This window comes from Vibrio hepatarius (genome assembly GCF_001274785.1).
Lineage (GTDB): Bacteria > Pseudomonadota > Gammaproteobacteria > Enterobacterales > Vibrionaceae > Vibrio > Vibrio hepatarius.
In genome coordinates, this window is sequence record NZ_LHPI01000009.1 from 272,879 (window position 1) to 287,858 (window position 14,980).

A 14,980-nucleotide genomic window follows, 5' to 3' on the forward strand; every position below is an offset into this window, starting at 1 on the left:
AAAACCACCTGTTGCTGCCGATACTTAAAATGTGAAAGTAATGAGGATAGTACCGATGAGAAATGAACTCGATCCGGCCAAAGTGCTACAAGCTTATGAGAACGTGATGGCGAACGGGACACCAACCGAATTTGGCAAAATCTATGAGGGCGTCGAAGCCTTTTCCGATTACGACGGTTACAACGTGTATATGCGCGGCAATGGTGTGGAACTCAAAGTCGGTTTTCATAACACTTATCATCTTGAGTACGACCAAGAACACTTGCGTGATAGCTTTTTGAAAAAAGTCGCGATGTTAGCCAAGTAGAGAAGGGGAAGGGAGCGGTCGCTGCGTGGAGACGATTTTGCTCGCTTGAGATAGCAGATAAAACAAAGCCCCTTCGCTTTTGCTCAGGGGCTTTGTGGAGAAAGATTAGTCTTCTTCCAATACTGCGTCGTCAGAGTAATCTTCAGATGCGTCCGGCTTATTGCGGCCATTTAATGTATGGAAGCGTTTGCGTCCACGCGCTAACTGTGTGTACTTCAACCAAACTCGTTCGAGTTTTGTTTTAGCCTTACCTGGGTTTTCGATTACTTTTACGAAATGCTTCTCCTCAGAGTTCTCAGGAGATAGTTCACCCGATTCCAAGCCAGCCATAGTGTCGCCATAAAGCATTAGAATTTCTTCTTCTGCAAGCGTAAAATCACCAGACTTAGCAAAACCTCGTGGAAATTTGCTGTTGTCGTAAAAACGTTTTTTGCCGTGACGGAATTGAGTGTCAGACATTTCAGTAGCCTCTATAAACCTACATTGATAATTACCCTGAACGGTACAAAGCGAAAATTAGGCGCAAATTTAATAAAAGAAAAACAAAACCTTTTTATCGTCTCAATTAAACATTTTTATGAAGCATAGGTAACAGTTTGTTTAAGAGATGGTCAGTAAAGTTTCCTTATTTGTTACCCTTGGAAGATTGCACCTAGAGGAAAGTAGATGGACGTAAAAGTCTTCAGGACGTTTTTAGAACTCGCCAATGTGCGCCACTTTGGTCGTGCCGCTGAAAACCTGTATATCACCCAAGCCGCCGTCAGTGCGCGCATCAAACAGCTTGAAAGTTATTTTGATACTCAACTGTTTATCCGTGACAGAAATAACATTAAGCTGACGTCTGCAGGCGAGCGGTTGATTGGCTACGCAGAGATCATGGTGTCTACGTTACAACAAGCCAAGTTGGAGCTCTCGCTTGAGAGTGGTAAAGCCTTGCAATTGACGCTTGGCGGGACGCCAAACGTATGGGATGCCTACCTGCAAAACTGTTTGAGCCTAGTGACCGATGCGTTCGAAGGCTATGGCTTTATGGCCGAAATCCTCAGCCGTGAATCGTTGAATCGCAGCCTGCAAGAGCGCACGTTGGATATGGCGTTTGCCTTTGACCCGATCAAAGCGGATGAGCTTAATTGTAAGAAAGTTGCCGATGTGGTGCTGATCCTAGTCTCAACGCATGAAAATGAATTAGACCAAGTGTTCAAGGATAAATACGTCTACGTGGATTGGGGCACCAAGTTTGCGTCAGAGCACGCAGAGCGTCATCCCAAAGTACCAGCGCCTTATTTAAGAACATCGACCGCGCGTATCGCTTTAGATTTCATTCTCGAGAAGGGAGGAAGCGCTTACTTACCTGCGTCGTTAGTGGAGCCGTTTCTTGCCAGTGGGCAACTTCATAAGGTGAAAGGGATTGCCGATTGGTGTCGCCCAATCTACTTGAGCTACCGTAAAGCGAGCACTTCAATTGAGGCGATCAAGCAACTGGAAGAGTTAGTAAAAAACATCGACCCAGTGACCGCATACAGCTTGCAGCAAATGGCGGATTTTCCGGTCGACGAGTAATACTACTCAGCGATAACAACAAAAAAACCTCGGCATGCCGAGGTTTTTTATTGCGTGTGGTTTTTATACCAGTTTAGCCAACTGCGCGCGCGCTTGTTCACGGGCTACTGCTGCTGATTCTTCACCCATGTTGAGCGCCTCAGCGTAAACGAATTCAACGTCTGTAATACCGATAAAGCCAAGGATAGTGGTTAGGTAGCTCTCGATAGAGTTGCGTGGTGAGTCTTTGTGTAGGCCGCCGCGCGTAGTCACGATGATTGCTTTCTTGTTTTCAATCAGTCCAATAGGACCATTTTCTGTGTACGAGAAAGTCACACCTGCACGAGCAATTAAGTCAAACCAGTTTTTAAGCTGAGTTGGTACCATGAAGTTGTACATTGGTGCGCCGATGATCACTTGATCCGCCGCTTTTAACTCGTCAATCAATTGATTCGATAGATCTAACACCGCTTTAAGTTCGTCAGATAGATCATCAGCAGAGCCACGTAGGGCTGTTGCAACGTTCATATCCAGTACTGGCAGTGGGTTTGCCGCTAAATCACGTTCAATGATGCCCGTTTTGCCTTCAAGTACGTGGTCGATCAGTTGGTTTGATTGCGAGTGTTCGCCAAGAATGCTGGATTTTAGTACAAGTGTGTTAGTCATATTCGTCTCTCTTACTGGATTGGGCGCTAGGTTATAAACCTGCCTGTTTTTGTTGAGATTGAGTTTATGACGAGAAGGGTAGCGACTGAATCAGAAGAATTTGAGCAACGAATTCAAAAAATTTGAACATAGACTTGGGGAAACAGCCAGTCGAGCACTGACGAAGCTCAACTGGCATGAGATTTGGCTTAAAGACTCATTAAGCTCTCGATGGACTCTTCTATGGATAAATTATTGTAAGAAAGAGTATTTTTACCATCAGATGTCGCAATTGTAATGTTGTCGATATTGTTCACACCGTGTTCATCGATGATGCCAAGCGTTTGTTCAACATTATCAAATGTCATAGTGTGATTATTTTTAAGCACAATTGTGCAAGAGCACAGATTCATAGCCAACGTTCCTTTTTTATTATGTTGTATGAGGTTCTTAATGTAGATGAGTTTGGTGAATTAGCCAAATCAATTGAGTTCCGAAAATGGCTAGTATTTGGCAAATAGTGATTTAAACTCGAGGGTAAGTTAACGGATTAACAGGAAATCCAGCGTGGTCGATATTTCTCCATTTGCGCTGAAGCAGTTCCAAAGTGCTAGGCAGGCGCGAGACGCTCGGTTTGACGGTCAGTTTTACATCGCGGTTAAGACGACGGGGATATTTTGTCGTCCGATTTGCCCGGCGAATTTGCCCAAAGAAGAGAACGTTGAATATTTCGTTGATAAAGCGCAGGCCTTGCAAGCAGGGTATCGACCTTGTTTGCGTTGCCGCCCAGACAGCGCACCCAGCTCTTGGGCTTGGAAAGGCGTCGAGACGACGTTTTTAAGAGCGTTAAAGCTCATCGAACAAGGTGAGCTGCAACACGCAACCTTAGCCGATCTAGCAGAGCGAGTCGGTATCAGCGATCGCTATTTGCGCCAGCTGTTTCAACATCACCTCGGTATGGCACCGAAGCAATACGCGTTGTATCACCAGTTGATGTTCGCCAAGCAACTACTTCACTCTAGCAGCATGTCGATTACCGAAGTCGCCTTTGCCAGCGGTTTCAATAGCGTGCGCCGATTTAACGATGCATTCAAACAGGTACTCAAATTGACCCCTCGTCAAGTTCGCAAAGACACCGAATCAGAAAATGACATCAACCACATCGACTTAGCATTTAAAGGCCCGCTCGATTGGCAGCATATGTTGGACTTCTATCGTCTAAGGGCGATTGAAGGACTGGAGCTGGTGGATGAACATAGCTATCAACGCGCATTCAAACTTGGCGACAGCAACGGCTGGTTTAAAATTTATCCTGCTAAAGCTGGCACGATGCGTGTCGAGTTTAAACTCGATGATACCCGTCAGCTCAAAGCGCTGGTCAATCAACTTAGACGAATGTTCGACTTAGATGCCGATGTATTGCATATCGAGAAGCAGTTAGGCGAAGTCGCGCCTGAATTGGTGAAACGCAGCGGGATCCGAATTCCTGGCGTCTGGAGCACTTGGGAAGCGGGCGTAAGGGCGATTTTAGGCCAGCAGGTGTCGATTAAAGCGGCAATCGGTCAACTGAATTTACTTGCGATTACACTGCAGCCTGAAGCGATTAGCCATTTTCCAACCCCGCAAGAAGTCGGCCAAGCAGATTTAAGCTTTTTACGCATGCCGCAAAGTCGCAAAGAGACATTAAGCCGCTTTGCCCAGTTTATGATGCACACGCCGGATGCATCGCCAGAGCAATGGTTAGCACTAAAAGGGATTGGCCCTTGGACGATTAACTATGCACGTCTGCGCGGTGCGTCAGAACCAAATTGTTTTCTTGATGGGGATCTCGTGGTGAAGAAAATGCTGCAACAATTCCCGTCAGTTAACGCACAATCTGTTGCTCCTTGGGGGAGTTACGCCACTTTTCATTGTTGGAGCCACGCATGAACACTTGTTACACCACGATAGACACGCCGCTTGGCAAGATGACCATTCAAGCCAACGATGAAGGGCTACTGGGCGCTTGGTTTGAAACCCAAACCACTCAACCGGAAGACTTAGGTCGACATGACCGTAGCCTGCCAGCTTTGCTTGAGGCGGAGAAGCAACTAACAGAGTACTTTAGCGGACAAAGGTGCGAGTTTTCGTTGCCACTGGCCGCCAAAGGCACGCCGTTTCAGATGCAGGTTTGGCATGCACTGACGACGATTCCCTACGGTGAAACTTGGAGTTACCAAGATTTAGCTGACGCGATCGGTAACCCGAAAGCGGTGCGAGCGGTGGGGCTTGCGAACGGAAAAAATCCCATCTCCATTATCGTGCCGTGCCATCGTGTGATCGGCAAAAATGGCAAACTTACCGGTTATGCTGGCGGTGTTGAGCGCAAAGAGAAATTACTCAAACTTGAACAAAATGGTTAATCGTCAGTAAGTGGTTACTTACTGGATATCGGTTGAATGTTAGTCTATTTTGACATCGAAGAGGCAAGGCGATATCGCTTTGCCTCTTTGTTTATCGGCGCTCTTAATTGAACAAGTTCCCGTTAAGCATGACGTGTACCAAGATACTGGCGATGTAACCCAAGGCAATTACAGGCATCCATTTTAAATGACCAAAGAAGGTGTATTTGCCGTGAGCTGCCCCCATCAGTGCTACGCCTGCGGCTGAACCGATGGAGAGCAAACTGCCCCCCACTCCCGCCGTTAGGGTAACCAGTAGCCAGTTGCCCATTGACATCACAGGTTCCATTGTCAACACCGCAAACATCACGGGAATGTTATCGACAATCGCCGAGAGAATACCCACCATGATGTTAGCCCACATAGGGTCCCACTGGGTGTACATCACCTCAGAGACGAGACCTAAGTAACCTAACAAACTCAGGCCGCCAACACACATCACCACGCCGTAGAAAAACAACAAGGTGTCCCATTCCGCGTGTGAAACTCGTCTGAATACGTCAAACGGCACCACAGAGCCTAAGCGTTTCAGAGCGAGGTCGTCTCGATTGGCAATCGCACGTGCGGCTTTTTTATGTAGTGATGCTTGCAGGGTTTGACGCAGAAAATAGCCAAAGAATTGTAAGTATGCCAAGCCCATCATCATGCCGATCACGGGAGGGAAGTGCAGCACCGCGTGGAATGCGACCGCGGTGGCAATGGTTAAGATAAACAGCGCGACAATTCGGCGAGCACCGCGTTTAAGCTCTACGTGCTGGTGGACAACATTTGGCTTCATATTCGGCACAAATAGCGACATCACCAACGCAGGGACGAGGTAGTTGACCACAGAAGGTAGGAACAGCGGCTGGAACTCAGAGAATGACACGTGGCCTGCTTGCCACACCATCAGGGTGGTAATATCACCAAACGGGCTGAACGCGCCGCCCGCATTGGCGGCTATCACGATATTGATGCAAGCAAGGTTGATGAACTTTTGGTTATCGCCCGCGACTTTCATGATCACCGCACACATCAACAGCGCGGTAGTTAAGTTATCGGCGATAGGCGAAATAAAGAACGCGAGGATACCAGTAAGCCAGAATAGGGCGCGGAAGTTAAACCCTTTGCTGACCATCCACGCTTGCAGGGCATCAAACAGTCTTCGTTCTTCCATCGCGCTGATGTAAGTCATCGCTACCAGCAAAAACAGCAGCAGTTCTGCATACTCAAGTAAATTGTACTCTAAGGCTTCTTTCGCGATTTCAATCTGCCCGTGCTGGGTATAGACATAACCGATCATCGCCCAGATTAAACCCGCGGCGAGCAAAACAGGCTTGGATTTTCTGAGCTTTAAGTACTCCTCAAGCATGACCAGTGCATATGCGGCAGTAAAAATAAGTAGCGACGCATAACCGACGGTCGATTGAGTCAATGGGATGGTTTCATGTGTGGTATTGGCGGCCAACGTTGAGAAAGGGAGTAATAAAAAAGTAACGAAAACAGACCACTGCAATTTCATGCGTCAATCCTTTAGTTCTAGTTATGATGAAATCATTCTAGTCAGGATTCACAGTCTGATATGTGAGATAGGTTTGATATGGTCGATTTTACGCCAATTTTCACTGGAAAATTATGGTGTTATGAACCAATTGGCATTGCAATATAAATCTATCATGTTGGATAAAAATTCTGCATATGTCCGAGATCACAAAATATGATAATGATTGATTGCTTATTGATAGTTGAGATAACTAATTGATGCGGATCATCCTGAGGCAATACTATTTACTTCAGAATCCTATGTGTCCTGTTCCACATAACAATACATAGGTGACATATGTCCGATTCTAGTCAAAAGGCGCGCAAAGTAACGTGGGGTTGCTATGTTGCGCTGGCTTTCGCTGTCGTATTTTTCTCAGGCTTAATGAAGTCTAGCGAATGGTACGGCGTCTTAGATTTTACTACGCTAAACGGCTCATTCGGTAAAGTTGCGTACGACGTGAAAGAAACCGCAGAAGGTGTTGAAGCGGCGACGACGTCACTGCGCGGCAAAGGCGGCAGCGGTGCGCGTGACGGTTTCCTTTTTGCTTTGACGCTTATCCCTACCGTGATGTTCGCCCTTGGTGTGATCAATGTGCTTGAGCACTACGGCGCATTAGACGCAGCACGCAAACTTTTGACTCCTCTACTGCGTCCTTTGATGGGCATTCCTGGCAGCTCTGGCCTTGCGCTGATTGCATCACTACAAAGTACCGATGCAGGGGCGGCGATGACACGCCAACTAAAGGATGAAGGCCGTCTTACCAAACGCGAAACCGACGTCTTTACCATGTTCCAATTTACCGCTGGCGCAACCATCGTGAACTTTTTCTCTTCTGGCGCGGTACTGTTTACTCTGACGATGGCTGACGGTTCATTGGCGGTCACTTCTTCGATTGGTCTGGCGGTGGCGATTATGTTCGTGTTCAAGTTTGTGGGCGCTAACTTATTCCGCATCTACGTAAATATCACAGAAGGTAAAGAAGACAAATCAGAAAAACCAGCGCAGCAGCTAAAAGAGGAGACAGCACAATGAGCGACGTACAAGCGAAAAAACCTATGGTGACTGACATCTTCGTCGAAGGTGCGAAAAAAGGTTGGACGATTGCCACGACTTCGACGTTACCTAACGTTCTGATGGCGTTTGTGATCATTAAGGCACTGCAAATTACGGGTGCGCTGGATCTGATGGGCTCGGTGTTTTCTCCTGTGATGGCGATTTTTGGCCTGCCGGGAGAAGCGGCGGCGGTATTGATCGGCGCTTGGATGTCGATGGGTGGTGCGGTCGGTGTGGTGATCACGTTGTTTGACCAAGGCATTCTAAACGGCGCGCACATTGCGATTCTTGCTCCAGCTATCTACCTAATGGGGTCTCAAGTGCAGTACATGGGACGCATCATGGGACCAATCGGTACTGAGGGTCGCTACATTCCAGTGATGATCGCAATCTCTGTGATCAACGCGTTTGGCGCAATGTTGGTAATGAACTTATTCGTTTAAGGATAAATTATGAACTTCTGTTTGAATGAGTACCTTGATGAGCTGCGCCCATTGATTGACGTCGATTGCGGGACTTACACGCTTGATGGGATTGAATCTATCGCCGCTCAATTTGAAGCGAAATTTGCCCAGCTTGCCGGTTGGCAGGTCACACGTATCGACTGCGGCAAAGCGGGGGTAGGTCTTGAGATCCGCAACCAACCGCACAGCGAACAGATCGATGTGATGCTAATTGGCCACATGGACACGGTTTTTCCTGTCGGGACAGTAGCGCAACGTCCAATGTCGACAGACGAAGACAAGGCGTACGGTCCGGGCGTATCGGACATGAAGTCAGGGCTACTGAACATCGTTTATGCTATGCGCAACCTAGATCAAGCGCTATTGGACAAGCTATCGATTTGTATCTGCATGAACCCCGATGAAGAAACGGGTTCACTCCATTCAGTGGATTGGATTCAGTCGGTGGCGAAGCAGGCGAAAACTGTGCTGGTGGCTGAAGCTGCGCGCGCCGATGGTGGCTTGGTGAAAGCGCGCAAAGGTATGGCTCGCTACAAACTGACCTTTAACGGCGTCGCTGCCCATGCGGGTAATGAACCAGAAAAAGGCCGCAGTGCGATCACCGAAATGGCCAACTGGATTTTGGCGATCAACTCGATGACCAGCTTTGAGTCTGGTACCACGCTCAACGTTGGCGTTGTATCCGGTGGTGCGGGGGCGAATATTGTCCCTGAGCATGCCCAAGCGATTGTCGATGTGCGCTTCTGGAGCAACGCGGAATATGATGCGATTGACACCAAGATCAAGGCCAAAGCGCAGAAGCCATTTGGCGAGGGCATGACGGTGCAGGTTGAGCGCGAAGCGTATAAACCATCCATGGTGCCGAGTGAAGAGACTCAAGCACTTATGGCGCTGGTACAAACTGCGGCGGATGAGCTGGCGATCGACATCAACTGGAAAGAAGTGGGTGGTGGCTCGGATGCCAACAACACCGCAATTCTCGGTGTGCCGACTTTGGACGGATTAGGACCAATCGGTGCTGGCTTCCATAGCGACCAAGAATATTTGCTCTTGGCGTCTATCGAACCAAGGATCAAGCTGTTGATGAGAGTGCTGGAAAAGATCGCTCAATAAACTCCATCCCCGGCATCAGTCGGGGATATTTTACCTCATTGTTGATATTAATTCTTATTTGTATTTGTGGTATTGTCTGTTCAACGATTCAGCAGATACTTCACAATGACAGCAAACACCAAGACCGCAATACGCTCGGCTAACGGCCATAGCCGTATTCGTAAGGTCTTATCCTACATTGACACGCACCTTCATCAGCCATTAAGCCTTGATGAGTTAGCTGATCACAGCTGTTGGTCTCGCTGGCAGTTGCAGCGCGTGTTCCAAGCTGAAACGGGGTTATCCGTCGCCGCCTATGTCCGTGAGCTCAAGCTCAGCGCCGCCGCTGAACGTTTGATCGATAGCTCAGAGCGTGTCATCGACATTGCGTTTACGTTTGGTTTTGCGTCTGAGGTAGCGTTCAGCCGTTCGTTTAAGCAGATGTTTGGCGTTAGTCCACGTGTCTATCGCGCGCTGGGAAAACGTACCGGACTGAGAAAACCGATCGTCGATTTGCCCGCTCGAGAAGCTTTACCAAGGCTGGGCTTTGCGGAAGTCAAAGTGGAGTCGAAAGAGGCATTTTTGATCCACGGCGTGCATAGTGAGATTCGCGGCTTGTTTGCCAGTGAACCCGACTTTCAGCGCAAAGTGCCGCTGTTATGGCGGAAGCTGGAAGCAGAACTGACCGCACTGGATTTACAGTGTAATTCGAGTATCGGTGTGGTGGATGTTACCCAAGCCAGTTCTGAAGGTAGCCCTATTCAATATTGGGCTGGTGTTGCCTTACAAAGAGCTGCGACTTTAGAGCGAAAAAGAACTTCTCAGCTCGATACTCTGACAGTGCCGAGTCAAACTTACGCGGTCATCTCTCACCGTGGACCGATCGAGTTTCTGCCCGCTACGCTGGAGTGGTTTTTGCTGCATTGGTTACCAGAGTCCGGCTACAAAGGAGTAGAAGGCTACGAGTTAGAGTGCTACTCAGAGAATTATCAGGCCGATTCGATGCAGGCGGTGATGCAATATTGGGTGCCGATCAGCTAGTTGGTCATATGCCCCAAATTGTTAACTTTATCATTCCCAAATCCGTAAAATGCAAATGAGATTCATTATTAAATAAAATGCAGTGGTACGTGAGGGAATCATGCGAACTCCAACTAACTTTCCGCGCTCAACATTGACGTTGGCGCTACTTGCCGTTTTTTCTGTCCCATCTTATTCAAGCGATCAACCCAGCGAAGATCTGACCGAGCTAGATGCTGTCACCGTGTTTGGCGAAACGTATCGTAATACCGCGACCAAAACCGCGTTAGAGCCGGAAGAAACGCCGCAGGGCATTACCATCATCGACCAAGAGCAGCTCGAGCAGCGGGGTGTGACATCGGTGAATCAGGCACTGAGGTATGTCGCCGGAGCATCGGCTGAAAACCGTGGTAACTCGGTAATCATGTTTGATGACTTTAAAATTCGCGGCTTCTCGACCAAGAACGTCAACTACTATGACGGCCTGTCGATGCTCTACCTCAACGGCTGGAACTTACAGCCACAGGTCGATATGGTCGCGGTACAACAAGTCGAAGTGTTTAAAGGTCCAACGTCGGTCCTATATGGTGCTATGCCTCCGGGTGGTATGGTCAATATGATTGCCAAAGCGCCACAACAGCAGGCGGCGACCACTTTGGGCTTAGCGACTGGGTCGCGTAACTTAATCGAAGCGTCTATCGATACCACGGGTCAGATTGCTGATAGCGATGTTTCGTATCGGTTGATTGCGCTTGCTCGTAAGCAGGACAGCCAAGTCGACAATGCAGAAGAAGAGCGTTATGTGTTGGCTCCATCGATTGATTGGCAAGCGACCGACAGTACGCTGATTAACGTCAATCTTTACTACCAAAATGACCCAGAAATGGGAATGAACTCATCGATGCCGCTTGAGGTACTCAAGAAGAGCGAGCCAAGTGTATCGATGGGCGACGTAAACTGGAGCCAGTTCGAACGTGAATTGCTCATGGTGGGTTATAAGATCCACCATCAATTCAACTCCAACTGGACCTTTCTGCAAAATGCGCGGGTCACGAAAGCGGATCTAAACCAAGAAAACACCTACCACGCCACGGCAGTCAATCCGGATGGCACATTGACCCGTTATCCGTACTCTACCGATGAAGAGCTCAAAGGGTTTGTGATTGATAACCAAGTCAGCGGTGCGATTGATATTGCGGGCGTGGAGAACAACTTACTGTTTGGCGTTGACTACCAATCGATGGATGGCGATGTCGCGTATACGTCTTATTCGGTTGCGCCAGGCAGTGGTTTTGTGTCATTTGACCCACTTAATCCAAACAACAATGCGCTTAACCGTGCGGATGTGACCGAGACGGGCGTATATCTTGACGACACCGAAGCCACACAGTTGGGTATCTACTTGCAAGACCAAATCCGCTTGGGCAATTTAGTGGTGATCGCGGGCGGACGTTTTGACCAGTACGAGTCGCAAAGCGATTACTACGCGCATGAATCAAACCATGACCACTTTACTTACCGCGTCGGTGCGCTTTATGTGTTGGACAGTGGTTGGTCACCATTTGTTAGCTATGCGACCAGTTTTGAGCCCGCGCCGGGCGTGGACAAAAACGGCAGCGCGTTTGATCCGGAAACAGGCGAACAAGCGGAAGTGGGTGTGAAATACCTGTCGCAAGATATGTCGACCAGTGCCTCTGCGTCGTTCTTCCACATCACTAAAAAGAACGCCTTGATGGCGGATCCGACCAATATTTACGGGCCAAAGATTCAAGTCGGTGAAGCGGTTTCTCAAGGTGTCGAACTGGAAGCGCGTTGGTACGCCAATCAGAACTTTCACCTTTCTGCGGCTTATACTTATCTGGATATGGAAATCACCAAAGATGCGGGCAACGGACTGGAAGGAACGACGCCAATCTACGTGCCGACACACAGCGCGAATCTATGGGCGAACTATCATGTTTACGCAGGCGCTTTAGCCGGAACGCGCATCAGCGGCGGGGCACGCTATGTAGGTGAAATGGAGATGGACGCTACCAATACGCAGGGCAAAGTGCCGTCCTATACCTCGGTTGATCTGTCACTGGGTTATGAACTTGGCCAGGCTAGTGAATCTCTCTCTGGCGCGACGGTGAATCTGATTGCTAACAACCTGTTTGATGAAGAGTACTACTCGTGTTACGACCAAAATAACTGCTGGTTCGGCGCCGAGCGTTCTCTGGAATTGAACGTTAAGTACGCCTTCTAGCCTCGAAAGCCAATAAAAAAAGCCCCAGCACAATGTCTGGGGCTTTCCATGTTATCAATGTCAGTTCACTAAGCGTTAGATTGCTTTAAATGGACTTCTTCTTCTTTCACACCTGCCATTGGGTCGTTGAAACGCTCTTCGTTCAATGCGCCTTCTGACTTCGCGACAATCACAGTCACTGCGCTGTCACCGGTGATGTTTACAGCCGTACGAATCATATCAAGTAGACGGTCAACACCCATGATCAGAGCAATACCTTCAAGCGGCAGACCTACTTGGTTGAGTACCATCGCCAGCATAACAAGACCGACCCCCGGAACACCTGCAGTACCGATTGATGCAAGTGTTGCTGTCAGGATCACCATCAGGTAATCACCCATGGTCAGGTCAATGTTGAATGCCTGCGCGATAAATGCTGTTGCCACACCCTGCATGATCGCCGTACCGTCCATATTGACGGTCGCACCCAGAGGAACGGTAAATGAAGAGATGCGGTTTTCAACACCCATACGGTTCTTCACGGTTTCCATCGTGACTGGAATCGTCGCATTTGACGATGCAGTAGAAAACGCGAACATGATGGCATCTTCCATTTTTTTCAGGAAGGTGATTGGGCTAAGACCAGTGAAGCCTTTCAGCATAACGCTGTACGTCACCAGACCGTGGAGCATTAGCGTACCTGCCAGAACCAAGAAGTATTCTGCGAGGTTAACGATAGCACCTAAGCCTAAACCACTGAACAGTTTCGCCATCAGGAAGAACACACCGTAAGGTGCTAAGTGCATCAGAATCGCGACTAACTTCATGATCACTTCGTTAAGATCAGAGAAGAAAGAAGCGATGCGCTCGCCCGGTTTACCCGCCGCACTGATTGCAACACCGAACAGTACCGCAAACACGATAATCTGAAGGGTTTTACCTTCCGCCATCGCGCTGATCGGGTTGGTCGGGAACATGTTGATCACTACCTGACCGAGAGACGGCGCTTCCGCTGATTTAAATGAGCTTGCTGCTGTTAAGTCTGCACCCGCGCCCGGTTGGAAAAGGTTACCCATGGTCAGTGCCAGAGTAATCGCGATTGCGGTGGTCGTAATGTAAAACGCTAGAGTTTTACCCCCCATACGACCCAAAGTAGACAAGTCTTTCAGCGAGCTAGTACCACAAACAAGGGAAACAAAAACCAGTGGAACAACAAGCATCTTCAAGCTAGCAACAAAGATCTTACCGCCAACTTCAAACAGTCCATTAACAATGTACGTGTCGACAAATCCGTTGTCGGCAAAAAGGGATTGAATTGCAAATCCTGTCAAGATACCCACTACCATACCGATAATAACGCGGCTGGTGAGTGACATAGGTTTCTTGGTATTCATAGTGAACACTCCTTATAGTTATGCACCTTGAGTTCACTTCAAGGTGCTCAGGAGGTTATCAGGCTCTTGAATTAATAAAAAAGTAAAAAACCTAATTGGATTTTTAAATGTGACATCTATCACTAGTAATTTCTGTTAATTAACGAATTTTTAACCAGTACGATTAATGGCTGCATCTAATTGTTCTAATTTTTAACACATAGAGTTCTGTCCGTTAAATAATGACAACTTCTTATTACGTGAGAAAATATCTGCATATCGTCGGTTGATAAGTTATGGGGTGCATATCTAATCGGCGGATATGCATTCCATTTTTGCGACGACGCAAATCGATACAAATAATATTGTTCCTTATGTCTCATTGCTGGCGGACAAATTTGCCCATACCTAAGCTGTTCTGCTTAAATTCTGCTCAGTCACTGTGATTGAGGGAAACAGGGGAACTGCAATGCTAAAAACGACGACTTCAGTTGTAGAAGGAAAGCCCGTTGAAGATTACCTAGGGGTGGTAGTTGGAGAGGCGATTCTGGGCGCGAACATCTTTAAAGACATGTTTGGTGCAATTCGCGATGTGGTTGGTGGCCGTTCTGGCGCGTACGAGCGAGAAATGGGTAACGCCAGACAAATCGCGTTTGCTGAAATGGAAGAGCAAGCCCGCTCTCTTGGTGCGGACGGTATTGTCGGCATCGATATCGATTACGAAGTGATTGGTAGCGGTGGCAGCATGATGATGGTGAGTGTAAGTGGTACTGCGGTGAAATTTAAGGTCTAATAGCCGCCTCATCAGAATTAAGGAATTAGTGAATGAAAATTTGGGTTGATGCTGACGCGTGTCCGGTGGTGATTCGAGACATCTTGTTTCGTGCTTCTGAACGTACTGGTGTAGAAGTGACCTTAGTGGCGAATCAGTTCATTCGCACTCCAGCATCACCTAAAGTAACGATGTTACAAGTGCAACAAGGCTTTGACGTCGCAGACAATGAGATCGTTAAGCGCTGTGAAGCGGGTGATATGGTTATCACCAGTGATATTCCACTGGCAGACGAAGTGATCAGCAAAGGTGCCCATGCGCTGAGCTCGCGCGGCGAACTCTTCACTAAAGAAAACATAAAGTCGCGTCTTAATATCCGTGACTTTATGGAAACCATGCGCAGTAGCGGCATTCAAACCGGTGGTCCCGCGCCACTTAACCAGTCTGACAGACAACAATTCGCTAATAATCTGGATAAGTGGCTCGTGCAGTGGCAACGCGCTAACTAAACAACTCGGTCAGTGT

16 protein-coding genes are annotated in these 14,980 nt (G+C 48.1%); 11 read left to right on the forward strand and 5 right to left on the reverse strand.

The features are described from left to right. Positions 1–55 precede the first annotated feature (55 nt). Positions 56–307, forward strand: a complete 252-nt coding sequence (locus tag AKJ31_RS11975; protein ID WP_053409333.1) for a DUF3081 domain-containing protein — start codon at positions 56–58, stop codon at positions 305–307. A gap of 105 nt (positions 308–412) precedes the next feature. Here the strand turns inward: AKJ31_RS11975 and AKJ31_RS11980 are convergent, their stop codons facing one another. Further along, a complete protein-coding gene (locus AKJ31_RS11980; protein WP_053409334.1) occupies positions 413–766 on the reverse strand; it encodes a MaoP family protein in 354 nt (117 codons plus the stop codon). 207 nt (positions 767–973) lie between these two features. Here AKJ31_RS11980 and AKJ31_RS11985 point away from each other — a divergent pair, with 207 nt between their 5' ends. Continuing rightward, on the forward strand, positions 974–1,867 hold the full coding sequence (locus AKJ31_RS11985; protein WP_053409335.1) for a LysR family transcriptional regulator: 894 nt from the start codon (positions 974–976) through the stop codon (positions 1,865–1,867). Positions 1,868–1,930: 63 nt separating this feature from the next. Here the strand turns inward: AKJ31_RS11985 and AKJ31_RS11990 are convergent, their stop codons facing one another. Together AKJ31_RS11990 and AKJ31_RS11995 are read right to left on the reverse strand one after the other, a co-directional pair. Beyond that, positions 1,931–2,512 carry an FMN-dependent NADH-azoreductase gene (locus AKJ31_RS11990; RefSeq protein ID WP_053409336.1) on the reverse strand — a complete coding sequence of 194 codons (582 nt, stop codon included), beginning with the start codon at positions 2,510–2,512 and terminating at the stop codon, positions 1,931–1,933. A 188-nt stretch (positions 2,513–2,700) separates the two neighbouring features. Continuing rightward, positions 2,701–2,904, reverse strand: coding sequence for a hypothetical protein (locus AKJ31_RS11995; RefSeq protein WP_053409337.1), 204 nt, complete (start codon positions 2,902–2,904; stop codon positions 2,701–2,703). Positions 2,905–3,058: 154 nt separating this feature from the next. Between AKJ31_RS11995 and AKJ31_RS12000 the strand changes: the two genes are divergently transcribed. After that, positions 3,059–4,420 (forward strand): DNA-3-methyladenine glycosylase 2 family protein, encoded by a 1,362-nt coding sequence (locus tag AKJ31_RS12000; RefSeq protein ID WP_053409338.1) that lies wholly within the window; start codon positions 3,059–3,061, stop codon positions 4,418–4,420. After that, positions 4,417–4,893, forward strand: a complete 477-nt coding sequence (locus tag AKJ31_RS12005) for a methylated-DNA--[protein]-cysteine S-methyltransferase (protein ID WP_053409339.1) — start codon at positions 4,417–4,419, stop codon at positions 4,891–4,893. Before AKJ31_RS12000 ends, AKJ31_RS12005 begins: the two co-directional genes overlap by 4 nt. Positions 4,894–4,996: 103 nt before the next feature. Here AKJ31_RS12005 and nhaD read toward each other — a convergent pair whose 3' ends face one another. Beyond that, complete coding sequence (gene nhaD / locus AKJ31_RS12010) at positions 4,997–6,433, reverse strand: sodium:proton antiporter NhaD (RefSeq protein WP_053409340.1); 1,437 nt, start codon at positions 6,431–6,433, stop codon at positions 4,997–4,999. A gap of 318 nt (positions 6,434–6,751) precedes the next feature. On the opposite strand from nhaD, the gene AKJ31_RS12015 reads away from it, so the two are divergent. The 5 genes from AKJ31_RS12015 to AKJ31_RS12035 all read left to right on the forward strand — a co-directional run bounded on the left by AKJ31_RS12015 (position 6,752) and on the right by AKJ31_RS12035 (position 12,331). Next, a complete protein-coding gene (locus AKJ31_RS12015; protein ID WP_053409341.1) occupies positions 6,752–7,489 on the forward strand; it encodes a nucleoside recognition domain-containing protein in 738 nt (245 codons plus the stop codon). Continuing rightward, on the forward strand, positions 7,486–7,953 hold the full coding sequence (locus AKJ31_RS12020) for a YjiG family protein (protein ID WP_053409342.1): 468 nt from the start codon (positions 7,486–7,488) through the stop codon (positions 7,951–7,953). Before AKJ31_RS12015 ends, AKJ31_RS12020 begins: the two co-directional genes overlap by 4 nt. 9 nt (positions 7,954–7,962) lie before the next feature. After that, positions 7,963–9,087 carry a M20 family metallopeptidase gene (locus AKJ31_RS12025; RefSeq protein WP_053409343.1) on the forward strand — a complete coding sequence of 375 codons (1,125 nt, stop codon included), beginning with the start codon at positions 7,963–7,965 and terminating at the stop codon, positions 9,085–9,087. A 105-nt stretch (positions 9,088–9,192) separates the two neighbouring features. Further along, positions 9,193–10,107: an AraC family transcriptional regulator gene (locus AKJ31_RS12030; RefSeq protein ID WP_053409344.1), complete on the forward strand. Its 915-nt coding sequence runs from the start codon at positions 9,193–9,195 to the stop codon at positions 10,105–10,107. 100 nt (positions 10,108–10,207) lie between these two features. Next, a complete protein-coding gene (locus tag AKJ31_RS12035) occupies positions 10,208–12,331 on the forward strand; it encodes a TonB-dependent siderophore receptor (protein WP_053409345.1) in 2,124 nt (707 codons plus the stop codon). Positions 12,332–12,399: 68 nt separating this feature from the next. Here AKJ31_RS12035 and AKJ31_RS12040 read toward each other — a convergent pair whose 3' ends face one another. Next, positions 12,400–13,704, reverse strand: a complete 1,305-nt coding sequence (locus AKJ31_RS12040; protein ID WP_053409346.1) for a dicarboxylate/amino acid:cation symporter — start codon at positions 13,702–13,704, stop codon at positions 12,400–12,402. Between the two features lie 448 nt (positions 13,705–14,152). On the opposite strand from AKJ31_RS12040, the gene AKJ31_RS12045 reads away from it, so the two are divergent. After that, on the forward strand, positions 14,153–14,476 hold the full coding sequence (locus AKJ31_RS12045) for a heavy metal-binding domain-containing protein (RefSeq protein ID WP_053409347.1): 324 nt from the start codon (positions 14,153–14,155) through the stop codon (positions 14,474–14,476). Between the two features lie 32 nt (positions 14,477–14,508). Next, the gene (locus tag AKJ31_RS12050) at positions 14,509–14,964 is read left to right on the forward strand and encodes a YaiI/YqxD family protein (RefSeq protein ID WP_053409348.1); all 456 of its coding nucleotides are present in this window, start codon (positions 14,509–14,511) and stop codon (positions 14,962–14,964) included. Positions 14,965–14,980 lie beyond the last annotated feature (16 nt).

Bases quoted from the DNA above. Each gene is read 5' to 3' on its own strand.
- AKJ31_RS11990 (WP_053409336.1), bottom strand. From the start codon at position 2,512: ATGACTAACACACTTGTACTAAAATCCAGCATTCTTGGCGAACACTCG.
- AKJ31_RS12050 (WP_053409348.1), top strand. From the start codon at position 14,509: ATGAAAATTTGGGTTGATGCTGACGCGTGTCCGGTGGTGATTCGAGAC.
- nhaD (WP_053409340.1), bottom strand. From the start codon at position 6,433: ATGAAATTGCAGTGGTCTGTTTTCGTTACTTTTTTATTACTCCCTTTC.
- AKJ31_RS11995 (WP_053409337.1), bottom strand. From the start codon at position 2,904: ATGAATCTGTGCTCTTGCACAATTGTGCTTAAAAATAATCACACTATG.
- AKJ31_RS12005 (WP_053409339.1), top strand. From the start codon at position 4,417: ATGAACACTTGTTACACCACGATAGACACGCCGCTTGGCAAGATGACC.
- AKJ31_RS11975 (WP_053409333.1), top strand. From the start codon at position 56: ATGAGAAATGAACTCGATCCGGCCAAAGTGCTACAAGCTTATGAGAAC.
- AKJ31_RS11985 (WP_053409335.1), top strand. From the start codon at position 974: ATGGACGTAAAAGTCTTCAGGACGTTTTTAGAACTCGCCAATGTGCGC.
- AKJ31_RS11980 (WP_053409334.1), bottom strand. From the start codon at position 766: ATGTCTGACACTCAATTCCGTCACGGCAAAAAACGTTTTTACGACAAC.
- AKJ31_RS12025 (WP_053409343.1), top strand. From the start codon at position 7,963: ATGAACTTCTGTTTGAATGAGTACCTTGATGAGCTGCGCCCATTGATT.
- AKJ31_RS12030 (WP_053409344.1), top strand. From the start codon at position 9,193: ATGACAGCAAACACCAAGACCGCAATACGCTCGGCTAACGGCCATAGC.
- AKJ31_RS12035 (WP_053409345.1), top strand. From the start codon at position 10,208: ATGCGAACTCCAACTAACTTTCCGCGCTCAACATTGACGTTGGCGCTA.
- AKJ31_RS12045 (WP_053409347.1), top strand. From the start codon at position 14,153: ATGCTAAAAACGACGACTTCAGTTGTAGAAGGAAAGCCCGTTGAAGAT.
- AKJ31_RS12020 (WP_053409342.1), top strand. From the start codon at position 7,486: ATGAGCGACGTACAAGCGAAAAAACCTATGGTGACTGACATCTTCGTC.
- AKJ31_RS12015 (WP_053409341.1), top strand. From the start codon at position 6,752: ATGTCCGATTCTAGTCAAAAGGCGCGCAAAGTAACGTGGGGTTGCTAT.
- AKJ31_RS12040 (WP_053409346.1), bottom strand. From the start codon at position 13,704: ATGAATACCAAGAAACCTATGTCACTCACCAGCCGCGTTATTATCGGT.